This window comes from Methylobacterium durans, assembly GCF_003173715.1.
Lineage (GTDB): Bacteria > Pseudomonadota > Alphaproteobacteria > Rhizobiales > Beijerinckiaceae > Methylobacterium > Methylobacterium durans.
In genome coordinates this window covers 15,394-39,074 of the sequence record NZ_CP029550.1, presented here as the reverse complement: position 1 = coordinate 39,074, position 23,681 = coordinate 15,394, and the positions used below count along the sequence as shown (strand labels likewise).

Annotated in this window: 21 protein-coding genes, 1 tRNA gene and 1 pseudogene; 13 read left to right on the top strand and 10 right to left on the bottom strand. The window is 71.2% G+C overall.

All coding sequences use genetic code 11. The annotated features are described in order from the left end of the window. The first annotated feature begins 87 nt into the window (after window positions 1-87). From cpdR to DK389_RS00160, 4 genes are all read left to right on the top strand, one after another. A complete protein-coding gene (gene cpdR / locus DK389_RS00175) occupies window positions 88-444 on the top strand; it encodes a cell cycle two-component system response regulator CpdR (RefSeq protein WP_003603128.1) in 357 nt (118 codons plus the stop codon). 108 nt (window positions 445-552) lie between these two features. Then, window positions 553-834 carry a glutaredoxin 3 gene (gene grxC / locus DK389_RS00170; RefSeq protein WP_109886690.1) on the top strand — a complete coding sequence of 94 codons (282 nt, stop codon included), beginning with the start codon at window positions 553-555 and terminating at the stop codon, window positions 832-834. Then, window positions 827-1,672, top strand: a complete 846-nt coding sequence (locus DK389_RS00165; RefSeq protein WP_109886688.1) for a carbon-nitrogen hydrolase family protein — start codon at window positions 827-829, stop codon at window positions 1,670-1,672. The genes grxC and DK389_RS00165 overlap by 8 nt, the downstream gene beginning before the upstream one ends. A 21-nt stretch (window positions 1,673-1,693) precedes the next feature. Next, window positions 1,694-2,164 (top strand): DUF1178 family protein, encoded by a 471-nt coding sequence (locus DK389_RS00160; RefSeq protein ID WP_109886686.1) that lies wholly within the window; start codon window positions 1,694-1,696, stop codon window positions 2,162-2,164. Window positions 2,165-2,287: 123 nt separating this feature from the next. On the opposite strand, the gene DK389_RS00155 is transcribed toward DK389_RS00160, so the two are convergent. Together DK389_RS00155 and DK389_RS00150 are read right to left on the bottom strand one after the other, a co-directional pair. Further along, window positions 2,288-2,812: a disulfide bond formation protein B gene (locus tag DK389_RS00155; protein ID WP_109895844.1), complete on the bottom strand. Its 525-nt coding sequence runs from the start codon at window positions 2,810-2,812 to the stop codon at window positions 2,288-2,290. After that, window positions 2,812-3,393: a YqaA family protein gene (locus DK389_RS00150; protein WP_109886684.1), complete on the bottom strand. Its 582-nt coding sequence runs from the start codon at window positions 3,391-3,393 to the stop codon at window positions 2,812-2,814. Before DK389_RS00150 ends, DK389_RS00155 begins: the two co-directional genes overlap by 1 nt. Window positions 3,394-3,528: 135 nt before the next feature. Between DK389_RS00150 and DK389_RS00145 the strand changes: the two genes are divergently transcribed. Beyond that, window positions 3,529-3,613, top strand: a tRNA-Leu gene (locus DK389_RS00145). 7 nt (window positions 3,614-3,620) lie between these two features. Here the strand turns inward: DK389_RS00145 and DK389_RS00140 are convergent. Then, window positions 3,621-4,316, bottom strand: a complete 696-nt coding sequence (locus tag DK389_RS00140; protein ID WP_109886682.1) for a type 1 glutamine amidotransferase — start codon at window positions 4,314-4,316, stop codon at window positions 3,621-3,623. An 80-nt stretch (window positions 4,317-4,396) separates the two neighbouring features. Further along, window positions 4,397-5,581 carry a ceramide glucosyltransferase gene (locus tag DK389_RS00135; RefSeq protein ID WP_418291989.1) on the bottom strand — a complete coding sequence of 395 codons (1,185 nt, stop codon included), beginning with the start codon at window positions 5,579-5,581 and terminating at the stop codon, window positions 4,397-4,399. Between the two features lie 155 nt (window positions 5,582-5,736). Here DK389_RS00135 and DK389_RS00130 point away from each other — a divergent pair, with 155 nt between their 5' ends. Together DK389_RS00130 and DK389_RS00125 are read left to right on the top strand one after the other, a co-directional pair. Then, window positions 5,737-6,639, top strand: coding sequence for a histone deacetylase family protein (locus DK389_RS00130; RefSeq protein WP_109886680.1), 903 nt, complete (start codon window positions 5,737-5,739; stop codon window positions 6,637-6,639). 135 nt (window positions 6,640-6,774) lie between these two features. Continuing rightward, window positions 6,775-8,028, top strand: coding sequence for an IS701 family transposase (locus tag DK389_RS00125; RefSeq protein ID WP_109886678.1), 1,254 nt, complete (start codon window positions 6,775-6,777; stop codon window positions 8,026-8,028). Between the two features lie 93 nt (window positions 8,029-8,121). On the opposite strand, the gene DK389_RS00120 is transcribed toward DK389_RS00125, so the two are convergent. Further along, window positions 8,122-8,685 carry a TetR/AcrR family transcriptional regulator gene (locus tag DK389_RS00120; RefSeq protein WP_109886676.1) on the bottom strand — a complete coding sequence of 188 codons (564 nt, stop codon included), beginning with the start codon at window positions 8,683-8,685 and terminating at the stop codon, window positions 8,122-8,124. Between the two features lie 110 nt (window positions 8,686-8,795). Here DK389_RS00120 and DK389_RS00115 point away from each other — a divergent pair, with 110 nt between their 5' ends. From DK389_RS00115 to DK389_RS00105, 3 genes are all read left to right on the top strand, one after another. Beyond that, window positions 8,796-9,905, top strand: a complete 1,110-nt coding sequence (locus tag DK389_RS00115; RefSeq protein ID WP_109886674.1) for an efflux RND transporter periplasmic adaptor subunit — start codon at window positions 8,796-8,798, stop codon at window positions 9,903-9,905. A gap of 161 nt (window positions 9,906-10,066) precedes the next feature. Then, the gene (locus tag DK389_RS00110; protein ID WP_109886672.1) at window positions 10,067-11,113 is read left to right on the top strand and encodes an efflux RND transporter periplasmic adaptor subunit; all 1,047 of its coding nucleotides are present in this window, start codon (window positions 10,067-10,069) and stop codon (window positions 11,111-11,113) included. Further along, complete coding sequence (locus DK389_RS00105; protein WP_109886670.1) at window positions 11,113-14,202, top strand: efflux RND transporter permease subunit; 3,090 nt, start codon at window positions 11,113-11,115, stop codon at window positions 14,200-14,202. Before DK389_RS00110 ends, DK389_RS00105 begins: the two co-directional genes overlap by 1 nt. Here the strand turns inward: DK389_RS00105 and DK389_RS00100 are convergent. Together DK389_RS00100 and tsaA are read right to left on the bottom strand one after the other, a co-directional pair. Next, window positions 14,171-14,773, bottom strand: coding sequence for a MarR family winged helix-turn-helix transcriptional regulator (locus DK389_RS00100; RefSeq protein WP_109886668.1), 603 nt, complete (start codon window positions 14,771-14,773; stop codon window positions 14,171-14,173). The genes DK389_RS00105 and DK389_RS00100 overlap by 32 nt on opposite strands. A gap of 168 nt (window positions 14,774-14,941) precedes the next feature. Beyond that, on the bottom strand, window positions 14,942-15,454 hold the full coding sequence (gene tsaA, locus DK389_RS00095; protein ID WP_109886666.1) for a tRNA (N6-threonylcarbamoyladenosine(37)-N6)-methyltransferase TrmO: 513 nt from the start codon (window positions 15,452-15,454) through the stop codon (window positions 14,942-14,944). A gap of 145 nt (window positions 15,455-15,599) precedes the next feature. On the opposite strand from tsaA, the gene DK389_RS00090 reads away from it, so the two are divergent. Together DK389_RS00090 and DK389_RS00085 are read left to right on the top strand one after the other, a co-directional pair. After that, on the top strand, window positions 15,600-17,093 hold the full coding sequence (locus DK389_RS00090; protein WP_109895840.1) for an AMP nucleosidase: 1,494 nt from the start codon (window positions 15,600-15,602) through the stop codon (window positions 17,091-17,093). 224 nt (window positions 17,094-17,317) lie between these two features. Further along, a pseudogene (locus DK389_RS00085) lies at window positions 17,318-19,002 on the top strand (methyl-accepting chemotaxis protein). Window positions 19,003-19,121: 119 nt separating this feature from the next. Here the strand turns inward: DK389_RS00085 and DK389_RS00080 are convergent. The 3 genes from DK389_RS00080 to DK389_RS00075 all read right to left on the bottom strand — a co-directional run bounded on the left by DK389_RS00080 (window position 19,122) and on the right by DK389_RS00075 (window position 22,229). Then, the gene (locus DK389_RS00080; RefSeq protein ID WP_236960488.1) at window positions 19,122-21,155 is read right to left on the bottom strand and encodes a transglycosylase domain-containing protein; all 2,034 of its coding nucleotides are present in this window, start codon (window positions 21,153-21,155) and stop codon (window positions 19,122-19,124) included. Next, window positions 21,113-21,466 carry a hypothetical protein gene (locus tag DK389_RS33655; protein WP_236960487.1) on the bottom strand — a complete coding sequence of 118 codons (354 nt, stop codon included), beginning with the start codon at window positions 21,464-21,466 and terminating at the stop codon, window positions 21,113-21,115. Before DK389_RS33655 ends, DK389_RS00080 begins: the two co-directional genes overlap by 43 nt. 79 nt (window positions 21,467-21,545) lie before the next feature. Further along, entirely contained in the window at window positions 21,546-22,229 is a 684-nt protein-coding gene (locus tag DK389_RS00075) for an HdeD family acid-resistance protein (RefSeq protein ID WP_109886664.1), read from the bottom strand. Between the two features lie 209 nt (window positions 22,230-22,438). On the opposite strand from DK389_RS00075, the gene DK389_RS00070 reads away from it, so the two are divergent. Next, window positions 22,439-23,665, top strand: a complete 1,227-nt coding sequence (locus DK389_RS00070) for an HlyD family secretion protein (protein ID WP_109886662.1) — start codon at window positions 22,439-22,441, stop codon at window positions 23,663-23,665. Window positions 23,666-23,681: the final 16 nt, after the last annotated feature.

Here is a 23,681-nt window from a genome sequence, read left to right as displayed (position 1 = left end):
CGTCCGCAGGCCCGATCCTAACGCTCTGTTTACCAAACTGTCCCTTTATGGAATGAACACAGCGACTCAAGGGCTCGGAACCGTCCGATGAAGATCCTCCTGGCGGAAGACGACAACGACATGCGCCGCTTCCTCGCGAAGGCGCTGCAGAACGCCGGTTACGACGTCCTCTCCTTCGACAACGGTCTCTCCGCCTACAACCGCCTGCGCGAGGAGCCGTTCGAGCTCCTCCTCACCGACATCGTGATGCCCGAGATGGACGGAATCGAGCTGGCGCGCCGCGCCACCGAGCTCGACCCCGACATCAAGGTGATGTTCATCACGGGCTTCGCCGCCGTGGCCCTGAACCCGGATTCGAAGGCCCCCAAGGACGCCAAGGTCCTCTCGAAACCCTTCCACCTGCGCGACCTCGTCAACGAGGTAGAAAAGCTGCTCGCCGCCTGAGCAGCGCCTGCACAAGCAATCCCCCGAGACCCGTGGCGGCCCGGCAATAGGAAGCGGCGTGCCGTTTGCCTATATGCAGGCTCTCACCCACGGGGCTCGTCGACACGCATGCAACCGGTCACGATCTACACGACTGCCTGGTGTCCCTACTGCTCGGCGGCGAAAAGCCTGCTGAAGGAGAAGGGCGTCGCCTACCAGGAGATCGACGTCGAGAAGACGCAAGGGGCCCGGGCCGCGATGGTGCAGCGGGCGGGCGGACGCACCAGCGTGCCGCAGATCTTCGTCGGCGAACAGCACGTCGGCGGCTGCGACGACCTCTACGCCCTCGACCGCGCCGGCAAGCTCGACCCGCTCCTGAAGGGTGCCGAAGTCGGGGTCGCCGGTGCCTGAGGGCCGCTTCATCGCCGCCTGCGTGCAGATGCGCTCGGGCCGCGAGCCCCTGGCCAACCGCGACGCGGCGGTGGCGGGCGTCCGCGAGGCGGTGGCGGCCGGCGCACACTACGTTCAGACGCCGGAAATGACCTCGCTGGTCGAGCGCAGCCGCACGGCGATGTTCGAGAGGGTGCGTGCGCAGGAGGACGATCCGACGCTCGCCGCGCTCCGCGACGTTGCCCGCGAGACCGGCGCCGTGGTGCAGATCGGCTCGCTGGCGATCCGCAACGGCGAGAAGATCGCCAACCGCGCCTTCCTGATCGACGGGCAGGGCGAGATCGTCGCGGCCTACGACAAGCTCCACCTCTATGACGTCGATCTGCCGAACGGCGAGCGCTGGCGTGAATCGGCCACCTATACGGGCGGCGCCTGCGCGATCGTCGCCGACACGGCTCTGGCTCCGATCGGGCTCGGCATCTGCTACGACATCCGCTTCCCCGCCCTGTTCCGGGCGCTCGCGGAGGCCGGCGCCAGCATCCTGACGGCGCCCGCCTGCTTCACCCAGCAGACCGGCGAGGCCCACTGGCACGTGCTGCACCGGGCCCGCGCCATCGAGACCGGCTCGTTCATGATCTCGGCCGCGCAGGGCGGGCGCCACGAGGACGGACGCGACACCTACGGCCACTCGATCATCGTCGATCCCTGGGGTCGGGTGATCGCCGAGGCCGACGGGGCGGAGCCCGGCGTGATCCTCGCCGAGATCGACCTTGCGCGCGTCGCCGAGGCGCGGGGCCGCATCCCGGCGCTCCAGCACGCGCGGCCCTTCACCGTCGAGCGGGTGGGGCGTTGTTCATGAGTCGCGCGTTATCCTGACGTCATGATCCGCTACACCCTCGTCTGCGAGGCCAGCCACACGTTCGAGAGCTGGTTTCCCTCAAGCGCCTCCTTCGACGAGCAGGCCGCGCGCGGCCTCGTGAGCTGCCCGCTCTGCGGATCGGGCAAGGTGGAGAAGGGCCTGATGGCCCCCCGCATCGCCCGCACGGACCGGGGCGAGCGGTCGGCGCCCGTGCCGGCTCCCCTCCCGGAGGCACCCGGGCCCAGCCCCATGCCGATGATTGCGGAGCCGGAGCAGAAGCTCAGGGCGCTCTTGCGCGCCGTGCGCGAGCACGTGCAGAGCACCGCCGAGCATGTCGGCCCGCGCTTTCCCGAGGAGGCCCGCAAGATCCATTACGGCGAGGTCGCGGAGCGGCCGATCTACGGCGAGGCGAGCCCCGAGGAGGCCCGCGCCCTCATCGAGGAGGGCATCGACGTGGCGCCGCTGCCGCCGATGCCGGACGACCGGAACTAGGGCGGGTTCGGGCCGGGCCGGCTCCCGGATGAGGCGCGGATCCCCTCTCCCGTTCGGGAGAGGTCGAGTCCGCGGCACGCGGACTGGGTGAAGGGTGCGCCATACCCGGACAGGCCGCACCCCTCACCCCCGCCCTCTCCCGAACGGGAGAGGGGGCGCGTCGCGCCGGATGGCGGCCCCGCCGGCAACCGAGGCGAGGGCGGCCGCGATCAGCGCGTTCCAGCCGGCGAGCGAGAGCCCGAGGAAGCGCCAGGCGGCCGTCGAGCAATCGACCACCCGCGTCGTCTTGAGCCGGTCGAGGAAATCGCTCATCGCCTCGGGATTGGCGCCGGCGCCGCCGCCGCAATCGCTCGGGCCGGGCCAGAACCCCCATTCCGCGCCCGCGTGGTAGATCCCGAGGCCCGCTCCGTAGAGGAGGCCGAGGGCCGCGAGCCCGAGGGCGAGGCGGGCGAGGCGCGCCGGCAGGACGAGGGCGGCGAGCGCGAGCGGCACCGCGGCGTAGTAGGGGATGCGCTCGGTGAGGCAGAGCTTGCAGGGCACGTAGCCGAGCCCGTGCTCGAACACGAGGGCGCCCCCGACGGTCAGCGCCGCGCCGAGCGCCACGAGGAGGGCGGCGACGCGGAGGCTCGACAGACCGGCCGCACGCATCACAGCACCAGCTTGAACAGCACAAAGCCGAGCACGATCACCGCCACCGAGATCGCCGCGACCGCGTTCAGGTGCCGGTCGAGCACGCCGCGGATCTGCACGCCGTAGCGCCCGAGAAGCCCCGCCAGCAGGAAGAAGCGCGCGCCGCGGGTGACGATCGACAGCACCGTGAACCAGAACAGGCTGTAATGCGCGAAGCCCGAGGTGATGGTGACGAGCTTGTAGGGGATCGGCGTCAGGCCCTTCAGCAGGATCACCCAGTGGCCGTACTCGGCGTAGGATTCCTGAAAGGTATGGGCCGAGTTCTGCAGCCCGTAGAGCCGGATCAGCCACTGGCCGAGGGAATCGAACAGCAGGGCCCCGATCGCGTAGCCGACGAGGCCGCCCGCCACCGAGGCCACCGTCGCCACGAGGGCGTAGAACCAGACCCGGTCGGGCCGGCTCACCGCCATCGGCACCATCATGGCGTCGGGCGGGACGGGAAAGAACGAGCTCTCCGCGAAAGCCACGGCGCCGAGCGCCCAGGGCGCCGAGGGCTTGCCGGCGAGCGCGAGTATCCACTCGTAGAGGCCGCGGATCATCGGGTCCTTGTCCGGTCGGGGAGAGGCGCCGACCTTTGAGCACAGGCGGGCGGCCCTGGCCAGTGAAGGCGCGCCGCACCGTCTCCGCAAAAGTCCTTGGCCGCCGGGGCGAACTTGTGCGATGAGGCGCGGGTCGCGGGTATGGCGGAATTGGTAGACGCGGGCGACTCAAAATCGCCAGCCGCAAGGCGTGGGGGTTCGATTCCCTCTACCCGCACCACGCAGCCTCAATCCTCATCGAGAAAGCGCCGGATCCAGGAGCCGACGCGGCCGGAATCGTGGGGCGCGTCCAGGGAGGCGAGCGCCGCCGCGACGAGCGCCGGATCCGTCTCCCCCGCCCGGTGCCCGTCCGTGAGCGCGCGGGCGAAGTCGGGATTGAATTCCGGATGGCACTGGAAGGAGAGGGCGGCACGGTCCCGGTAGGCGAGCACCGCGTGCGGGGTGAAGGCGCTGGCCGCGAGCACCCGCGCGCCGGGCGGCCGAGCCACGACCTGGTCCTGATGGCTCACGGGCACGCGGATCGCGTCGTCGCCGCCATCCATGAAGGGCGCTCGCTCCACGATCGCGTAGCGGTGCAGCCCGAGGCCCCAGCCCCTCTCCGACTTTACGACCTGCCCGCCCCAGGCCTGCGCCATCACCTGATGGCCGAAGCAGAGCCCGACCACCTTCCGGTCGGGCGCGAGCGCCCGCAGGAAGGCGATCAGCGCCGCGATCCACGGATCGGGATCGTAGACGCCGGCCGGCGAGCCGGTGATCAGGTAGGCCGCGTGCGCGTCCGGCGCGGGAAGCGCCCCGGCATCGGCGCGGACGATCTCGTAATCGTGGCCGGGCCCGACGAGGCTGCGCACCATCGCGCCGTAGCCGGGATAGCGCCCGCCGAGGCGCGCCGGCGGCCGGCCGGTCTCGAGGACGGCAATTCTCATGGGCGGGTCGTTTCGCGTGTCCGAAGCGTGTCACTCGACCCGCGGTGTAGATCAGGCGGCGACCGCCCGGAAGGACGGCCTCACGCGGCCCTGACCCGTGGGCGCAAGGCCCCCGCCGCCTTCGGGCGGATGTCCATGGCGTTGCCGCGCCAGACGATCGCGCTCCGCATCCAGGCGGCGGCCCAGAGGGCCGGCAGCATCGCGTCCCGCACCAGGAAGGCGAGGACGAGGCGCGGCGAGCGGTGCCAGCCGGCGCGCGCGGCGAGCCGGAATTCGGCGCCGTACCAGAGCGCCGCCATCGCGAGGAGGGCGAGGTGCGCGGGCGCGCCCTCGACCGCGGCGGCGCCGAGCCCGAGGGGAAGGAGGGCGCCGGTGCCGATCTCGGGGGCGAAGAACAGCGGGAAGGTGACGCGCCGCAGCCGGGCCCAGCGGATCTGGCGCGCCCACACCTCCCGCAGGCTCCGCCGCCCGAGGGGCTGCTCGAAGGGCGCCGCGACGAGGTGGACGCGGCGTCCCGCCACCCGCACGAGCTTCGTGGCCGCGGCGTCCTCCGCGATCTCGGCGGCGAGCGCCCGGATGCCGCCGCGAGCCTCCAGGAAGGGCCGGTGCCACAGCATGCTCTTGCCCTGCGCGAAGCCGAGCCCGAGGGCCTCGCCGGCATATTGCCAGCGCGCCTGCAGGGTGTTGAGGAAGGCGCACTCGACCTCGGCCGGGAAGCTGTCCGGCCGGGCGCCGACCGGCGTCGAGCAGACGAGGCCGGTGTCGGGCCGCCACGCCGCCTGCAGCCGCTGCAGGTAGTCCGGCGGCATCAGCACGTTCGAATCGGCGAGCACCACCCATTCGTGGCGGGCCGCCTCCCAGCCGCGCACGCAATTGTTGAGCTTCGGGTTGTCGCTCACCCGCTCGTCGCCGACGATGATCCGCGCCGGCACGGACGGATGGGCCGCGATGAGCCGGTGCAGGAGCGGCAGGATCGGGTCTCCCGCATCCGCCACGCAGAAGATCAGCTCGTAGGCGGGATAGTCGAGGCGGAAGCCGCGGGTCAGCATCTCCTCGCTGAAGGTCTCGAGCCCGCAGACCGGCCGCACCAGGGAGACGGGAGCGCCGGCCGGGATGGTCGAGCCTGTCCGGACCGCGCCGATGCGGTGCGCGGCGACGATCAGGCTCGCGAGATTGACGAGGGTCACGAGGGCGCAGAGCGCCAGGACGGCCAGGGTGGCGATCGGGATGCCGCTCGCGAAGGCGCCGTCCATGAATCCCGCCATGAATTCGCTCCTCGGCTCCGGGCTCGCGACGGGACGGCACGCGCCGATCCCTGCCGGTCCCAATCCGAACAGGGCCCCTAACAGCCGGGCCGTATCAGGCGTATGACAGGCCGCGAACCAGGGAGCGCCCGCGGGCGCCGGAGGAGGGGCCGGGCGTGACGCCGATCGTCTATCACCCGGCCTATCAGGCGAGCCTGCCCGCGGGGCACCGCTTCCCCATGGGCAAGTACGGCCGGCTCGCCGAGATCCTGTCCGCCCGCGGCCTCGCGCCGGCGGGCTTCGTGACGCCGGAGCCGGCGGGGGCGGAGACCCTCTGCCTCGTCCACGACCGCGCCTATGTCGAGGCCGTGCTCGCCTCGGCCGTGCCCCGCGAGATCGAGAAGGCGATCGGCCTGCCGATCGATCCGGGCGTGACGCGCCGCGCCCGCGCCTCGGCGGGCGGCACGCTGGCGGCGGCGCGGCTCGCCCTGGCCCACGGCCTCGCGGGGAGCGCGGCGGGCGGCAGCCACCACGCGCGGCGGGCGCAAGGGGCGGGCTTCTGCGTGTTCAACGACGTGGCGGTGGCGGCCCGCGCCCTGCAGAGGGAGGGCGCGATCGGCCGGGCCCTCGTGGTCGATTGCGACGTCCACCAGGGCGACGGCACCGCCGACTGCCTCTACGCCTGCCCGGACCTCTTCACCCTCTCGATCCACGCCGAGAAGAACTACCCCGCCCGCAAGATCGCAGGCGACCTCGACATCGGCCTTGCCGACGGCCAGAGCGACGCCGAGTACCTCGCCATCCTCGCGGGCCGGCTGCCGCCGCTCCTCGACGCCCTGCGGCCGGACCTCGTCTTCTACAATGCCGGCGTCGATCCGCACCGGGACGACCGGCTCGGGCGCCTCGCCCTGACGGACGAGGGCCTCGCGGCCCGCGACTGGCTCGTCGTGCGGGAGGCGCGGGCGCGGGGCATCCCGCTGGTGGCGGTCATCGGCGGCGGCTACGGCCACGACGTCGACGCGATCGCGGCCCGCCACGCCCTCGTCTTCGAGGCGATGGCGGCCGAGGCCGGGGGATAGCATCCGATCTCCGTCCCGGGTCGCCCTCCGCTGACGCTCCGGGCAGGTGCTCCGCGTCAGGAGACCGACGGTTCCCCTAGCATTACAGTTGCAGGGTGAGGCTCCTATCTGAGTGGTTTCGGATGGGAGAGCGCGATGTCCTCAACCTCGCTCGAATCCACGCTGGAGCTCTGGTCGACGACACTGCGGCAGGCCAAGCAGCGCATCCGCCCGCTGTTTGCCGCCCCGAGCGTCGCCGCCTCCGCCAACGCCTTCCTGGAGGGCTTGCTTGGGGGTGAGCGGCGCAAGACCGGCTGGATGCGGGCTGAAGCTGCTGGTGATCCAGGCCCCTGGCGCCAGCAGGCTGTCCTCGGTCGCACGCACTGGGACGCGGAGGCGCTGCGGGACGTGGTGCGTGACTACGTCCTCGAGACGCTCGGCTCACCTGACGCGGTGGTGGTGATCGACGAGACCGGCTTCTTGAAGCAGGGCAGAGCCTCGTGCGGTGTGGGCCGGCAGTACACAGGCTCAGCTGGCAAGATCACCAACTGCCAGATCGGGGTGTTTGCCGCCTACGTCTCGGATCAGGGCCACGCCTTCATCGATCGTCAGCTGTACCTGCCCAAAGCCTGGGCCGGAGACCCGGCTCGAAGGCGGACGGCGCATGTGCCGGAGGCCATCACCTTTGCCACCAAGCCGCAGCTGGCGCTGGCCATGATCGAGCGGGCGATAAAGGCAGAGGTGCCGTTTGCGTGGGTTGCGGCTGACAGCATCTACGGGGTTGGCGAGATCGAGCTGGCGCTGCGCCGTGCGTACAAGGGCTACGTGCTCGGTGTCACGGGTCAGCATCGGTTCTGGTCCTGGGACCAAAACCTCGACGTCGCGGGCACCGCCGAGGAGATCGCCAAGGATCTCTCCAAGACAGACTGGATCCGGCTCTCGGCCGGATCTGGCACGAAGGGACCGCGCCTGTTCGACTGGGCCTACCTGCCGCTGGCCACGCTGCCGGCGGATGCGCTCGACGCCGCTCTTGATCAGAGCGTGTGGACGCGCGGCCTGCTCGTGCGGCGCAGCCTGTCGGACGGGAGCTTCTCCTACTTCACCACTTGGTGCCCGGCCGGCACGCCGGTGCAGACGCTGGTGGCCGTGGAGGGGCGACGCTGGGCCATCGAGGACGCGTTCGAGACCGCCAAGACGGAGCTCGGGCTGGCCCACAACGAGAGCCGTTCGTGGCACGGCTGGCACCGGCACGTCAGCTTGGTGATGCTGGCTTTTGCGATGTTGGCGCGGGTGCGCCGGTTGGCCAACGGAACGCCCCCAAAAACGCCGCTCATCGCCAAGCTCGCCGGTGCCGTGGTCCATTCAGGAGATCCGGCGCGTGGCGATGCGGCTGGCGCAGCGGCGCATTGAGCCCGCGCTCGTGCTCGCTTGGTCAGCCTGGCGGCGCGCCCACCAAGCTGCCGCCCGACAGGCGCACCTCAGAACGAAACTGCAACTGTAATGCTAGCCCTCCGGCAGGGCCCGCGCCTGCGCCTCCAGCGCCCCGAACAGCCGGTCGAGCTCCGCACCGTCGAGTTCGTGGAAGCCGAGCGACCGGCTCATCATCAGCCCGAGGATCGCGAACAGGAAGGCGGCCCCGGCGCCCGGGCGCGCCTCGATCTCGGCGAGATCCCGCAGGCGCTCGGCGAGGAAGCTCCGGAAGCCGGCGACGGCCTCCGCGTTCTCCGCGGTCGCGATCAGCAGGGAATCGGGGAAACCACATTCCTCGGCGTAGACCTCGCGGGCGTGCCCGATCATCGCGAGCGGCATGCGGGCCCGCGACGCCGCCAGCGCGGCGGCGTGCTCGCCGATGCCGGCGCGCAGCCGCTCCACCTTGCGGGCGGCGAGCGCCGTGACCAGCGCGTCCTTCGAGGCGTAATGGTGCAGCACCCCGCCCTTGCTGAGGCCCGCCTCCGCCGCCACCGCGTCGATCGTCAGCGTGCGGCTGCCGGAGCGGCGCAGCAGCGCCTCGGCCGCGTCGAGGATGATCTCGGGCCGGTCCTCCCGCCGGGTGCGCGCCTTCGCCATACCCTCGACCTGTTAAAAACCGTCTGGACGGTCGGTAATGTAGTGGATATGGCTGCGCGGCGATAGGCCGAATCGCGGCCTTGGCCCGAGGTGCCGCCCGAGATGTTGCCATGACGGGACGTCGATCAACGCCGCTCGCCATCTGCGCCGTCCTGCTGGCCGGCGCGGTCGCCGCACCCGCCCTCTCTGCCCAGACGGAGCCCGGGAAGCCGCTCGCGGCGCAGACATTCGTGCGCGTCGTCGCGGCCGAGCGCTCGATGATCGCCACCGACATCGTCATCACCGGGGACGTGCAGGCGCAGGCGCAGACCAACGTCTCGTTCCGGACGAACGGCAAGGTCGGCGCGCGCCTCGTCGAGGTGGGGGACCATGTCGAGGCCGATCAGGTCCTCGCCCGCCTCGACCCGCAGGAGCAGCGGGCGAACCTCGACAACGCCCGCGCGGCGCTCACCTCGGCGGAGGCGCAGCTCACGCAGGCGAAGCTCAGCTTCAAGCGCCAGGAGACGCTGCTGGCGAGCGGCTACACGACCCGGCCCGCCTTCGACAATGCCGAGCAGCAGCTCCGGACGACCCAGGCGGCGGTCGACTCGGCCAAGGCCGCGCTCGGCACCGCGCAGGAGCAGTTCTCCTACACGGAGCTGCGCGCGGGCGTCGCCGGCATCGTGCTCAGCCGCTCGCTGGAGACCGGCCAGGTCGTGCGGGCGGGCCAGTCCGTGCTCATTCTCGCGCAGGACGGGCCGCGCGATGCGGTGTTCAACGTCTACGAGGCGCTGCTGGCGACGCCGCCCGACTCGAAGACCGTCGAGGTCGTGCTCCAGGCCGACCCCGGCGTCGTCGCGGTGGGCAGCGTCCGCGAGATCGCGCCGAGCGTCGATCCGTCCTCCGGCACGGTGCGGGTCAAGGTCGGGCTCGACCGGACGCCGCCGCAGATGGGGCTCGGAGCGGTCGTGGTCGGGCGGGGCAAGTTCCGGCCGCAACCGGCCATCGTGCTGCCCTGGTCGGCGCTCTACCGCTGGAAGGGCCGGCCCGCGATCTGGGTGCTCGACCCGGCGACGGGCACGGTGTCCCCGCGCAACGTCACGGTCGAGCGCTACGGCGCCGACACGATCGCGCTCGCCGCCGGCGTGGAGCCGGGCGAGCAGGTCGTCACGGCGGGCATCCAGTTCCTGCGTCCGGGCCAGACCGTGACGGTGGCGGCGAGCGGGGAGGGCGGCCGATGAGCGCGACGGGGATGCGATCCGCCCACCTCTCCCGTTCGGGAAGGCCTGAGTCCGCGGCACGCGGACCGGGTGAGGGATCGGCCGTATCCGGAGAGGTCGCACCCCTCACCCCAACCCTCTCCCGAACGGGAGAGGGGGCAGGGCGCGCCTGTCTCCTCGCCATGCCCCTCCTCCTCGCCGCCTGCCAGCCGGCACAGGAGAAGGCCGAGGCGCCGCCGGTACGGCCGGTGCTCTACACCCTCGCCAAGCCCGTCGACCGGGTCGTCTTCGGCCCCTTCGCCGGCACGGTGGAGCCGCGCTACCAGTCGCAGCTCGGCTTCCAGATCGGCGGCCGGGTGGTCGCCCGCGACGTCACGGTCGGCGACATCGTGACGAAGGGCCAGCGCTTGGCCGCCCTCGATCCCGTGGTGCCGCGCTTCGCCCTGGTGCGGGCCGAGGCCGATGTCGCCGATGCCAGGGCGCAGGCCGAGAATGCCGCGGCCACCGAGGCGCGCACCCGCCGCCTGATGGAGGGCGCCAACGTCACCCAGGCCCAGCTCGACGGCGCCGTGGCCAACCGCGACACCGCCCAGGCCCGCCTCGCCCAGGCCCAGTCGAGCCTGCAGAAGGCGCAGGACCAGATCGGCTACACCGAGCTGAAGGCGGATTTCGACGGGGTGGTGACGCAGCGCAGCGCCGAGGTCGGGCAGGTCCTGAGCGCCGGCCAGGCGGTCGTGACCGTGGCCCGCCCCGAGGAGCGCGAGGCCGTCGTCGACATCCCCGAGGATCTGGCCGGCGCGATGCCCAAGGACGGGCGCTTCACGGTCTCGCTCCAGAGCGCGCCCGAAGTCACGGCGGCGGGCCGGGTCCGCGAGGTCTCGCCCTTCGCCGACCAGTCGACCCGCACCCGGCGCATCCGTATGAGCCTGGAGAACCCGCCTTCCGCCTTCCGCCTCGGCGCGACCATCACGGTCTCCCTGTCGCGGCCGGTCGCGCCCCGCTTCCCGCTGCCCGCCACCGCCATCCTGACGGAGAACGGGCGCGACTCGGTCTGGATCGTGAACGCCGCCGGCAATGCCGTGGCCCGCCGCGACGTCGCCCTGGCCGAGCGCGGCCCCGAGCGCGTCACGGTGAGCGGCGGCCTGAACCCGAACGAGCGCGTCGTCGTCGCCGGCGTCCATTCCCTGCAGGAGGGCCAGACGATCCGGCTCTCGGAAGAGCCCCTGTGATGCACGCACCGAACGACACAAGCGGCGAGGTGCGCACTGGGGGCTTCAACCTCTCGGACTGGGCGCTCGGGCACCGCTCCTTCGTCTGGTTCCTGATGGCCGTGTGCCTGGTCGCCGGCACCATCGCCTACCGGGGCCTCGGCCGCGAGGAGGACCCGCCCTTCGCCATCAAGACCATGGTCGTCCAGGCGAACTGGCCGGGCGCCACCATCAAGGACACGCTGGAGCAGGTCACCGACCGGATCGAGAAGGAGCTCCAGCAGATCAACGCCCTCGACTACGTGCGGAGCTACACGACGCCGGGCCAGGCGACCGTGTTCGTCAACCTGCGCGATACGACAAAGCCGGGGGAGATCCAGCCCGCCTTCTACCAGGTGCGTAAGCGCCTCGGGGACATCCAGAACACCTTCCCGCAAGGGGTGCAGGGCCCGTTCTTCAACGACGAGTTCGGCGACGTCTACGGCAACGTCTACGGCTTCACCGCCGACGGGCTGACCCACCGGCAGCTGCGCGACTACGTCGAGGGCGTGCGCACCGAGATCCTGAAGGTCCCGAACATCGGCAAGACGCTGCTGCTCGGCAGCCAGAAGGAGACGATTTACCTCGACTTCTCGACCCGCAAGCTCGCCGGCTACGGCATCGACATCCAGTCGCTGATCAAGACCCTGCAGAGCCAGAACGCGATCTCGCCGTCCGGCGTCGTCCAGGCCGGTCCGGAGCGGGTCTCGGTGCGGGTGAGCGGCCAGTTCGCCTCCGAGGATTCGCTGCGCGACATCAACCTGCGCTTCAACGACCGCTTCTTCCGCCTCTCGGACGTCGCCGAGATCAGCCGCGGCTACGAGGACCCGCCGGCCGCCCTGTTCCGGGTCGACGGCAAGCCGGCGATCGGGCTCGCCATCGCCATGCGGCCGAACGCCAACCTCCTGCATTTCGGCGAGGATCTGAGCGCGCGCATGCGTCAGATCGAGGCCAAGCTCCCGATCGGGGTCGGCATCCACCTCGTCTCGGACCAGCCCAGAATCGTGGAGGAGGCGGTCGGCGGCTTCACCCAGGCGCTGGTCGAGGCCGTCGTCATCGTCCTCGTCGTCAGCTTCATCAGCCTCGGGCTGCGGGCGGGGCTCGTCGTCGCGATCTCGATCCCGCTGGTCCTCGCCATCGTCTTCGTGATCATGCAGATCATGGGGGTGACGCTGCAGCGCATCTCCCTCGGCGCCCTGATCATCGCGCTGGGACTTCTCGTCGATGACGCGATGATCACCGTGGAGATGATGGTCGCCCGCCTCGAACTCGGCGACTCGCTGAAGAAGGCTGCGACCTACGCCTACACCTCGACCGCCTTCCCGATGCTCACCGGCACCCTGGTGACGGTGGCGGGCTTCCTGCCGATCGGCTTCAACGGCTCGGCGGCCGGCGAGTACACCTACTCGCTCTTCGTGGTGATCGCGGCCTCGCTCCTCGTCTCCTGGGTGGTGGCGGTGCTGTTCGCGCCCCTCATCGGCGTGGCGCTGCTGCCCAAGACGATGAAGGCGCATTCCCACGAGGGCGGCCGGCTGACCCGCCTGTTCCTCCGCGTGCTCCGGGTCGCGATGCGCTTCCGCTGGACCACGGTGCTCGCCTGCGTCGCGATGATGGGGCTCGCGATCGCCGGCATGACGAAGGTGCAGCAGCAATTCTTCCCCGCCTCCGACCGGGCCGAGCTCCTCGTCGACATGACGCTGCCGCAGAACGCGACCATCACCGAGACGAAGGCCCAGATGGACCGCTTCGAGGCGGCGCTGAAGGGCGACCCCGACATCGAGCGCTGGTCGTCCTATGTCGGCCAGGGCGCCGTGCGCTTCTACCTGCCCCTCGACCAGCAGCTCGCCAACGCCTTCTTCGGGCAGATCGTGATCGTCACGAAGTCGCTCGAGGCCCGCGACCGGGTGATCGCCCGCCTGGACGCGTTCGGGAAGCGCGACTTCGTCGGCACCGACGTCTTCGTGAACCCGCTCTCCCTCGGCCCCCCGGTCGGCCGGCCGATCCAGTACCGGCTCAGCGGGCCGGACCTGCAGGTGGTGCGCGAGAACGCCCTGAAGCTCGCCGACATCGTCGCGCGAAACCCCCATGTCGGCGTGCCGACCTTCGACTGGAACGAGCCCGGCAAGGTGCTGCGCGTCGAGATCCTGCAGGACAAGGCCCGCCAGCTCGGCGTGACCAGCCAGGACATCGCCTCGATCCTCAACAGCGTCGTCGGCGGCTCCGCGATCACGCAGGTGCGCGACTCGATCTACCTCGTGAACGTCGTGGGCCGCGCCCGCACCATCGAGCGCACCTCCCTCGATACGCTCCAGAGCCTGCAGGTCACGCTCTCGAACGGCGCCGTGGTGCCGCTCCTCGCCTTCGCGAAGATCGACTACGACCTCGAACAGCCGATCGTCTGGCGCCGCGACCGGGTGCCGACGCTCACCGTCAAGGCGCCGATCATCGACGCGACGCAGCCGCCGACCATCGTGGCGGATCTCCAGGCCGAGATCGATGCCTACGCGCGCGCGCTGCCCGAGGGCTACACGCTGGCGACCGGCGGCGCCGTCGAGGAGGCCGCCAAGGGCCAGGGGCCGATCGCGGCGGTGGTGCCGGTCATGCTGCTGACGATGGCGGTCTTCCTGATGATCCAGCTCCAGAGCGTGCAGAAGCTGTTCCTCGTCTCCAGCGTCGCGCCGCTGGGGATCATCGGCGTCGTCGCGGCGCTCCTCAGCTCGGGTAAGCCCATGGGATTCGTGGCGATTCTCGGGATTCTGGCCTTGATCGGGATCATCATCCGCAATGCCGTGATCCTGATCGCTCAGATCGAGGAATGCGAGGCGGAGGGGCTCGGGCCCTGGGACGCCGTGGTCGAGGCGACCCGCCACCGCATGAGGCCGATCCTGCTCACCGCGGCGGCCGCCAGCCTCGGCATGATCCCGATCGCCCGCGAGGTGTTCTGGGGCCCGATGGCCTACGCCATGATCGGCGGCATCATCGCCGCCACCTTCCTGACCCTGTTCTTCCTGCCGGCCCTCTATGTCGGCTGGTACCGGATCAAGGCGCCGCCGCGCGGGCGCGCGGCCTGACCGCGGCGGCGAGGACCTCGCCCGCCGCCTCGACCGTCGTAGCGGCGGGGACGTCCCGGGGCGGCGGGATCGCCACCGGCTTCTGGAAGGCCCGCAGGTTTCCGATCAGCTTGCGCAGGAGGTGGATGGCAGCGTCGGTCTCCTCGGTCGTCAGCGTCGCGAGGAAATTGCGCTCGCGCTCCAGCGCCACCACCGTGATCCGGTCGTGCAGGTCGTGGCCCGCGGGCGACAGGGCGACGAGGCGGCGGCGCGCGTCGGTCTCGTCGCCGCGCACCAGCACCAGCCCGCGCTTCTCCATCCAGGCGAGGCTCCGGCTCACCACGCCCTTGTCGAGCTGGGCCGCGTTGCAGATGTGGTGCGCCGTCACCCAGGGCTCGGAGGCGAGCCGGTACATGATCCGCCAGTCGGTGATGCCGACCCCGAAATGCCGCCGGTAGAAGGTCGAGGCGCTCCGCGTCAGGTTGTTCGAGAGGGTCGTCAGCAGGGCCGGCACGTAGATATCCGGATCGATCGTCTCGTGCCGGACCGCGGCGCTCCCGGCCTCGCGCAATGCCTTCGTCGTTCGACCCATCGATGCCCCTCGCGGCCGCACGCCGCAGCGTCGGATTCATCCTGATCAGAACATATTAGAGCACATTTTGTTCATAGCGCTGCGACATTCCGGGCACAGCGGGGGCATCCCGCAAAAAGTGTCAATTTGGGTGGCCTCGGCGGGCGGAGATTGCCGGGCCGGACGTGCTCAGCGTCCCGACCGCTCCACCGTGGCCTCGGGCCGCGAATCGGTGCTGGCGTAGTAGGGCTTGATGTCGAGGAGCGGCGTCCCGTCGAGACAGTCGAGGCCCTGCACCACAAGCGTATCCCCGTCGCGCCGGATGAGCTCGACGACAGAGAGGGCGACCGGGTTCGGCCGGGCGGGCGAGCGCAGCGAGAAAGTGCCCCGGCTTCCGTCGGCGTGGCGCGGCCGCTGCCGCACGAGGTTCCGCGCGGCCCTGTCCATCCAGTAGAGCAGGATCAGGTGGCTCGCGCCCTCGACGTTCTGGAGGGCCGGCACGAAGGCCGGGTCGACCCGCACGGTGCAGACTGCGTTCGTCTGGCGTCCGTTCTTCGGGCACTCGGAGCGGCGGGTCCAGGGCGTCGAGATCCGGCCGATGAAGTACAGGCCGGCATCGAACTCGGTCGGAAGCGCGGTCCACTCCTCGCCGGGCCGGCGCTCGAACCCGTCCTCCGCCGATGCGCCGTCCACCTCGCTCATGCCGACCGTCCCCGTTCGTGCCGATCCCCCGCTTTCGGGCAGCCCGACCTCCGGTGCAAGCGTCGACCACGGCGGGGCGTCGCGCCGGGACGCCCGGCGGTGTAGAGCCGGAGGCGGGATTCCCATCGTGTACGGAGGCCGCCGCGTGATCGACGACGAGTTGCGACCGATGGAATCGGTGCCCGACCCTTCTGCGGCGATCGACCGGCTCGTCGCGCTCCATGCCGGAGCGACCGGCGCCCTGCGGGCAGCGCTCGACCGCTTCCTCGACGGCGGAACGCCGCCGGATGCCGCCGAGCGGCTCCGCTTCCGCTACCCGGAACTGCGCGTCACCTACCGGCCGTCCGGGCCCGTGCCGCGGATCAGCCGGGCGACGGCGAAGCTCCAGGTGCCGGGTACCTACGCCACAACCGTGACCCAGCCCGACCACTTCCGCACTTACCTGATGGCGCAGCTCCAGCCGCTCGTCGAGGATTACGGCGTCAGCCTGGAGGTCGGGCTCAGCGGTCAGGAGATCCCGTACCCCTACGTCTTGGAGCCCGGAGCCGACCTGACGCGCGGCGGGATCGGGCCGGCCGAACTCGCGACCTACTTCCCCGTCCCGCTCCTCTCCGTCGTCGGCGACGAGATCGCGGACGGGACATGGCAGCAGCTCCCGGACGCGCCGCGCCCGCTCGCCCTCTTCGACGCGATCCGCGTCGACTACTCCCTGCGCCGGCTCGTGCACTACACGGGCTGCGACTGGCGCCACGTGCAGCCCTGGATCCTGCTGACAAACTACCACCGCTACGTCGACCGCTTCGTGCGCCACGGCCTGGACCGCTTGGCCGCGGGCGAGGACGGCTTGGAGCAGATGATCCTGCCGGGCGGCATCACGGTGAGCCGTGCCGAGGCGGCCGGCGCCGACCCGGCCGCGATCGTCGCCGCCTCACCCTGGCACCGCTTCCAGATGCCGGCCTACCACCTCGTCGCCCGGCGACCGGACGGGTCGATGGAGGGCACCACGCTCGTCAACATCGGGGTCGGCCCCTCGAACGCCAAGACGATCACCGACCATCTCGCGGTGCTGCGGCCCCATTGCTGGCTGATGGTTGGGCATTGCGGGGGACTGCGCCAGTCGCAACGCATCGGCGACTACGTCCTTGCCCACGGCTACCTGCGCCGCGACCGCATCCTCGATGAGCTGGTGCCCCCGGACGTGCCGGTTCCGGCGCTCGCCGAGGTGCAGCTGGCGCTTCAGGCCGCCGCCGGAAAGGTGACCGGCGAGCAGGCCGAGACGCTGAAGAGCCGCCTGCGCACCGGCACCGTCGTCACCTACGACGACCGCAATTGGGAGTTGCGCTTTTCGCAGGAGCGGCGGCGCATCAACCTGTCCCGCGCGATTGGCGTCGACATGGAGAGCGGCACCATAGCCGCCCAGGGATATCGCCTGCGCGTCCCCTACGGCACGCTGCTCTGCGTCTCCGACAAGCCGCTTCACGGCGAGATCAAGCTGCCGGGCGCCGCCAACGCCTTCTACGAGCGGGCAGTGGCCGAGCACCTGCTGATCGGCCTCGCCGCCCTCGACGCCCTCCGCGCCGACCGCGCGGGCCTGCACTCGCGAAAGCTGCGCAGCTTCGATGAGCCGCCCTTCCGCTGATCGGCTCGGGGGATTGCGCGGGACCTGGCAGGTGCTTTCCCGCGCTGTCGAGGTGTAGGTCGGCAGCAAAAATTGACCAAAACCAGCCATTTGAAAGTATAAAAGAACGAAATTTGCTCAAATATGGCGATTAAATCATCATTATTATTTTCACCTCAGTATCCCGAAGCTTTCACGCGGGGACGTTGACCAGCGACATCCCCGACAACTTTTGCGGGATCTCGATGTCGTCGCGCCTTGCCAACCTGTCCATCGCCGCCAAGATCGGAGCGACGCTTGCCGTCCTTCTCGTCGTGGGGCTGTGCATCTCCTTCGTGTCGCTGCGCAACCTCGGCACGATCGAGAACACCAACCATTGGACCGCCCACACCCATGCGGTGATCAGCCAGGTCGACGACGCGGTCGGCGCGATGATCAACCAGGAGACGGGCTTGCGCGGCTATCTCATCTCCGCCGACGAGACGTTCCTGGCTCCGTACCGCGAGGGCGTGAGCAGCTTCACGGAGGCCGCAGCGACGGCACGGCGGATGACGGCGGACAATCCCGCTCAGCAGAAGCGCCTCTCGAACCTCGAGGCTCAGGCGCAGCGCTGGCGGGAGGTCGCCGAGCGTGAGATCGCCCTGATGCGCAATTCCGAGACCCGGGACGAGGCGCGGCGGATCGAGGCGTCCGGCGCGGGCAAGTCCGCGATGGACGCTCTGCGCGCCATTGCGGGCGAGCTGATGGCGGCCGAGCGTTCCCTCCTCGGCGAGCGCAGCGCGGCGGCGCTGGCGGCCGCATCGTCCTCGCGCTTCGCGACCGGCTTCGGTCTGGCCGTGATGATCGCCGCCGCCCTGGGATCGCTCATTCTGCTGCACCTTGGGATCAGCCGGCCGATCCGCGGCATGAACGGGGCGATGGGCCGGCTCGCGGGCGGCGACCTCGCCGCCGCCGTGCCCGGCCTCGGGCGCAAGGACGAGATCGGCGCGATGGCCGACGCCGTGCAGGTGTTCAAGGACGGCCTCATCCGCGCCAGGGCCCTGGAGGATGAGGCCGCGCTCGCCCGCGCCGGTGCCGAGGCGCAGCGGCAGGCGGCGATGCGCGACCTCGCGGACGGGTTCGAGCGGGCGGTCGGCGGCATCGTGCAGGCGGTCTCGACGGCCGCGAACGATCTTCCGGGGACCGCCCACGCGATGAGCGCGAACGCGGCCTGCACCGCCGACCAGTCGACCGGTGCCGCCGCCGCCGCCGAGGAGGCCGCCGCCAACGTCTCGATGGTCGCCGCCGCGGCGGAGGAACTCGGCAGCTCCGTCCACGAGATCGGCCGTCAGGTCCAGGGCTCCGCGAGCCTGGCCGCTGCGGCCGCTGCGGAAGCGGGAACGACCGCCGGGCTGGTCGAGGCCCTGAGTGCGGGCGCAACCCGGATCGGCGACGTCGTCAACCTCATCTCCAGCATCGCGGGTCAGACCAACCTCCTGGCGCTGAACGCGACGATCGAGGCGGCTCGCGCCGGCGAGGCGGGGCGGGGCTTCGCCGTCGTGGCCGCCGAGGTGAAGGAACTTGCCTCGCAGACCGCGCGCGCCACCGACGAGATCTCGCGCCAGATCGGCGAGATCCAGGGCGCCACGGATCAGGCGGTGACGGCGATCCGCTCGATCGCCGGGCGGGTCGGCGAGATGAACGCCATGACCGGCGCCATCGCGGCGGCCGTGGAGGAGCAGAGCTCGGCGACGCAGGAGATCGTGCGCAATGTCGGGCAGGCGGCCGCCGGCACCGACGAGGTCACCCGCACCGTCACCCGCGTCGCGGGGGCGGCGAGACCGGCGAGGCGGCGGGCCGCGTGCTCGCCTCCGCCTCGGGCCTCACCGTGCAGGCCGACCATCTTGGCGCCGAGGTCCGGCGCTTCCTCAACGAGGTGCGGGCGGCCTGACCGGTTCGCTCAGCGCTCGCGCCGCCACAGGCCGACCCGCTCGGAGCGGGCCTGCTCCTCGGCGGAAAGGAGGTCGGAGGGCGCGTCGTCGCTGGCGCGAGCGCCCCCGGCCGCCAGGATCAGGGCGGCGAGGTCGTCTCCGTCGATCCGGCAGCGAAGCGCGGCGCTGCTTGGTTGTGCCTCGGCACCGGGTCCGCAGGTGACCTCGCGGCGGCGAAGATAACGGGCGAGCTGTCGGGCGAGCGCGCCGCCCTCGCCCTCGACGCCGAGAAGCCGTACCACCCGGCCCGGAAGGCGAGGGTGCCGGTATCGATCACCTCGGGCACGCCGCGCAGCTCCGCCGCCGGAGATGCTGCGACCGGCGCCGCCGGGGCGGGCTCGGCCCGCGCCGCGGAGGGGCGCTTGGCGCGGCCCTTCGCCATCTGGGCGGCGGCGCGCTGAACGAAGTCCCGGAAGATCGCGGCCGGCATATCGCCGCCGCTGACCCGGTTCATGGCGCTGTTGTCGTCGTTGCCGACCCAGATTCCGACCACGAGATCGGGCGTCACCCCGACGAACCACGCGTCACGATATTCCTGCGTCGTGCCAGTCTTGCCGCCGACCGGGATTCCGGAGACCCGCGCCGCCTTGCCGGTGCCGCCGTCGACCACCGCCTGGAGCGAGTCGAGCATCATCGCCCGGGTGTCGCCGGGCAGCGCCGCTCCCGCCTTGGGGTCGGGATGGACGTAGAGCGGCTGGGGCGCTCCGCCCCGGATCGCGTGGACGCCGTAGGCCTCGAGCGGCATGCGGTTGGCGAGCACCCCCGCATAGGCGCGGGTCATCTCGAGGAGCGTCACCTCGGCCGAGCCGAGCGCCAGGCTCGGCACGTTCGGCAGCTCCGACGTGACCCCGAGGCTGCGGGCCGTCTCGATCACCGCCGGCACGCCGACCTCGTCGGCGAGTTGCGCCGCGATGGTGTTGATCGAGAGGGCGAAGGCCGTCGAAAGGGGCACCGCGCCGCGGAAGCGGTTGTTCGAGTTCTGCGGTTCCCAATCGCCGATCTGGACGGGGCGATCGACGAGAACGCTCTCCGGCGTGTAGCCCTTCTGGTAGGCCGTAAGGTAGACGAACAGCTTGAACAGCGAGCCCGCTTGGCGCTTGGCCTGCGTCGCGCGGTTGAACTGGCTGTCCTCGTAGTCGCGCCCGCCAACCAGAGCGAGGATCGCGCCGTCCTTCGAGAGCGCCACGAGAGCGGCCTGACCGGCCTTCTTCTTCGTGCCCTCCGCATCAAGGCGTCGGGCGACGACGCCCTCGGCGAGGCTCTGCAGGTCGAGGTTGAGCGTCGTGCGCACGGTCACGTCGCCTTGCGTGTCGGCGAGCCGCTTGGCGTCGCCCGCCACCATGTCGAGGAAGTAGTTGGTGCCGGGCGGTGTCTCGGGCGGCGTGCGAAGCGTGATCGTCTGGGCGCGGGCCTTGTCGGCGGCCTCCGCCGTGATCGCGCCGGTCTCGACCATCGTCTGCAGGACGACGTCCGCACGCTCCTTGGCGCCGCCGAAATTGCGGGTCGGGGCAAGCTGCGAGGGCGCGCGCACGAGGCCCGCCAGCATCGCCGCCTCGGGCAGCGTCAGGGCCTTGGCGGGCTTGCCGAAGTAGCGCCGGGCCGCCGCATCGACCCCATAGGCGCCGGCCCCGAAATAGGCGGTGTTGAGATAGCCGAGCAGGATCTGGTCCTTCGACATCTCGCTCTCGACGCGCAGAGCGAGGAACGCCTCCTGGACCTTGCGGCGCAGGGTCTTCTCCTGGGTCAGCGAGGTCAGTCGGACATATTGCTGGGTGATGGTCGAGCCGCCCTCGCGCACGCCGCCGCCGACGGCGTTGCGCCAGGCCGCGCGGAAGAGTCCGCGCAGGTCGACGCCCCAATGGCTGTAGAAGCGGCGGTCCTCGATGGCGATGATCGCCTGGGCGAGGTGCGGCGGCAGGTCGGGCGCGGTCAGGAGCTGCCCGCGGAAGGCGCCGCGGGTCGCGAAGACGCGCCCGTCGTCGGCCTCGACGGTGAGCGCCCGCTGCCCCGGGTCGAGGGCCGCGCCGCCGAGGGGCGGCAGGGTGAGAAAACTCGTGACGACGAGGCCCGTCAGGGCGAGGACCGGTGGCGCCACGAGAGCGAGGAGCGCCACCAGGAGGGGACTGCCGGCGATGCGCCCGCGCCAGCCGCGGCGTGGGACGCGCGTCGCCTCGCCCGCTTCGCTCGCGCCCGTCGCCAAGCGGCTGGGCCGGGCCGGCGCAGGCGCTCCGACAGACCGCGCAGGAGCGGGCCGGTACCGGACGCGGCGGCGCGCGTCCGCGCCCCGGCGCCCCGGGCGGCGCCGGCCGCCAGGATGCCGAGTTGGCGGCCGAGGACGCGCGCCGCCGCCGCGGCCTCGCGGGCGGCGGCGCGGGTGTCCGGGGCGGGGCCGTCCTGCGGGCGGTCCGGTTCGTGAGGCGGCATCGGCTGATCGTTCACCCGGCGCGGGACGCCGGCCAGAATGTGCGGGGCCGCCCTTTTAGACCGGATGAGGCGGGCGGCGCTACGCGGCGGGGGCGGGCGGCGTCGCGCCCCCGGGCGCGCTCGGCATCGGCCGTCCGGCCTCCTCGTGCCGTCCGCGCAGGCGGAAGGCGAGGATCAGCAGCATGATGCCGAAGGCGACGGCGTAGCCGCCCATCCACCACGTCAGCACCACAGCCGACATGCCCGGATTGATGAGCAGCGCGATCCCGAACAGGATCGAGATCACGCCGCCGAGCGCCAGCCACCAGCGGCCGTAATTCAGGTGCAGCCGGAAGGAGGCGGCGAGCATCAGGCCGCCGGTGACGAGCGCCCACAGCGCCACGAGGTAGACGAAGGCCCAGACCGCGGCCGCCGGCATCAGGAAGGCGACGACGCCGACGACGATGTCGAGCAGGCCCTCGAACAGGAGCAGCCCCCAGCGTTCCTGGCGCTGCGCCGCCCGCACCGCGGCGACGATGCCGACCACGCCGTCGACCAGCATGTAGGCTGCGAAAAAGATCACGAGTGTGAGGATCGTGGCGAGCGGCGCCACGAGGCTGATCACACCGAACAGGATGGCGCAGAGTCCGCGAAGTGCCACCAGCCACCAGTTGCGCGCGAGCACCATGCTCATCGCGTCGAGGCGGGCGGCGCCGACGAGGGGCGGCACGGCCGGAGTCGCGCCCGCAATGTGGGGAGGGTTGATGGGGTTGCCGGTCGTCATGGCAGAAGCTCCTCCGAGGGGGCGGAAAGGGACCGCGAAGCCGGATCTCGGCCGCTGACCGCATCGCACGCGGCGGCGTTTCCAGCAGTCCAGCCCTGTCGAGGCCGAGCGGAACCTTGCGCGCCCGTCAGTCTTTGCAGGGACGAGGCGGGTTATCGAGGGTTTCGGGTCGTTCGCGCGGCTTCGGAACGTTTGCGGACGATGGACCGATGCTTGATGACCGGCAGGGCGCGCCGCAGGACGGCGCTCGACCCCACGATGCTGCGCGCGCAAGCGCCCGCGACGTCCTGAACCTCGACGGGGCCGGGGTGGCCCGCGAGGGATCCGACGGCGGGCAGGCCTCCGATTCCGAGGGCGACCAAGCCGGAAAACGTCACGACGATGACGAACGGGCGAAGGGGAAGCGCCCGAGCGTGATCCGCCGTCACCCGATCTGGTTCGGCCTCGGCGCGCTTGCCGTGATCGCCCTCGGCGTCGCGGGCTACCTCTACTGGCTCGTCTCCCTGCACCCCTACGAATCGACCGACGACGCCTTCGTGGATGCGCGCCAGTTCACGATCGCTCCGAAGGTCTCGGGGTACGTCGTCGACGTGCCGGTCACCGACAATCAGCACGTCGAGGCCGGCACCACGCTCTTCCAGATCGACCGGCGCGATTACGACGTGGCCGTCCGGCAGGCGCAGGCGCAGATCGCCTCGGCAGAGGCCTCGATCCAGAACGTGGACGCGCAGATCGAGGCGCAGAAGGCGCAGATCGACGTCGCGAGCGTGCAGGTGACCCAGACGCAGGCCGCCCTCGACTTCGCCAAGGCGGATGCCGCCCGCTACAAGGACCTCGCTACGCGCGGCGCCGGCACGGTTCAGCAATCGCAGCAATCGACCTCGAACTTGGAGCAGCAGGAAGCCTCGCTGCAGAGGGCGCGGGCGAGCGTCATCTCGGCGCAGAAGCAGATCGGTTCGCTGGAGGCGCAGCGGGCGAGCGCGGAGGCTAGCCTCGCCACCGCCCGCGCCCAGGCCGCACAGGCCGAACTCAACCTCGGCTACACGACGGTGATGGCCGCTCAGCCCGGCCGCATCGTCCAGCTCTCCGGCGCCAAGGGCCAGTTTGCGCAGGCCGGTCAATCGCTCTCGACCTTCGTTCCCGACGAGAAATGGGTGACGGCGAACTACAAGGAGACGCAGATCACCGACATGCGGCCGGGTCAGAGCGCCGAGATCGAGATCGACGCCTACCCGAACCGCAAGATCCACGGCCGGGTCGACTCGGTGCAGCCTGGCTCGGGGACCGCCTTCAGCCTGCTGCCGGCCCAGAACGCCACCGGCAATTACGTCAAGGTCGTCCAGCGCATCCCGGTGAAGATCGTCGTCGACGACTGGCCCCGCGACGTCTCGATCGGACCCGGCATGTCGATCGTTCCTACGGTGCGGGTGCGATGAGCGTGGGCGCCGCCGC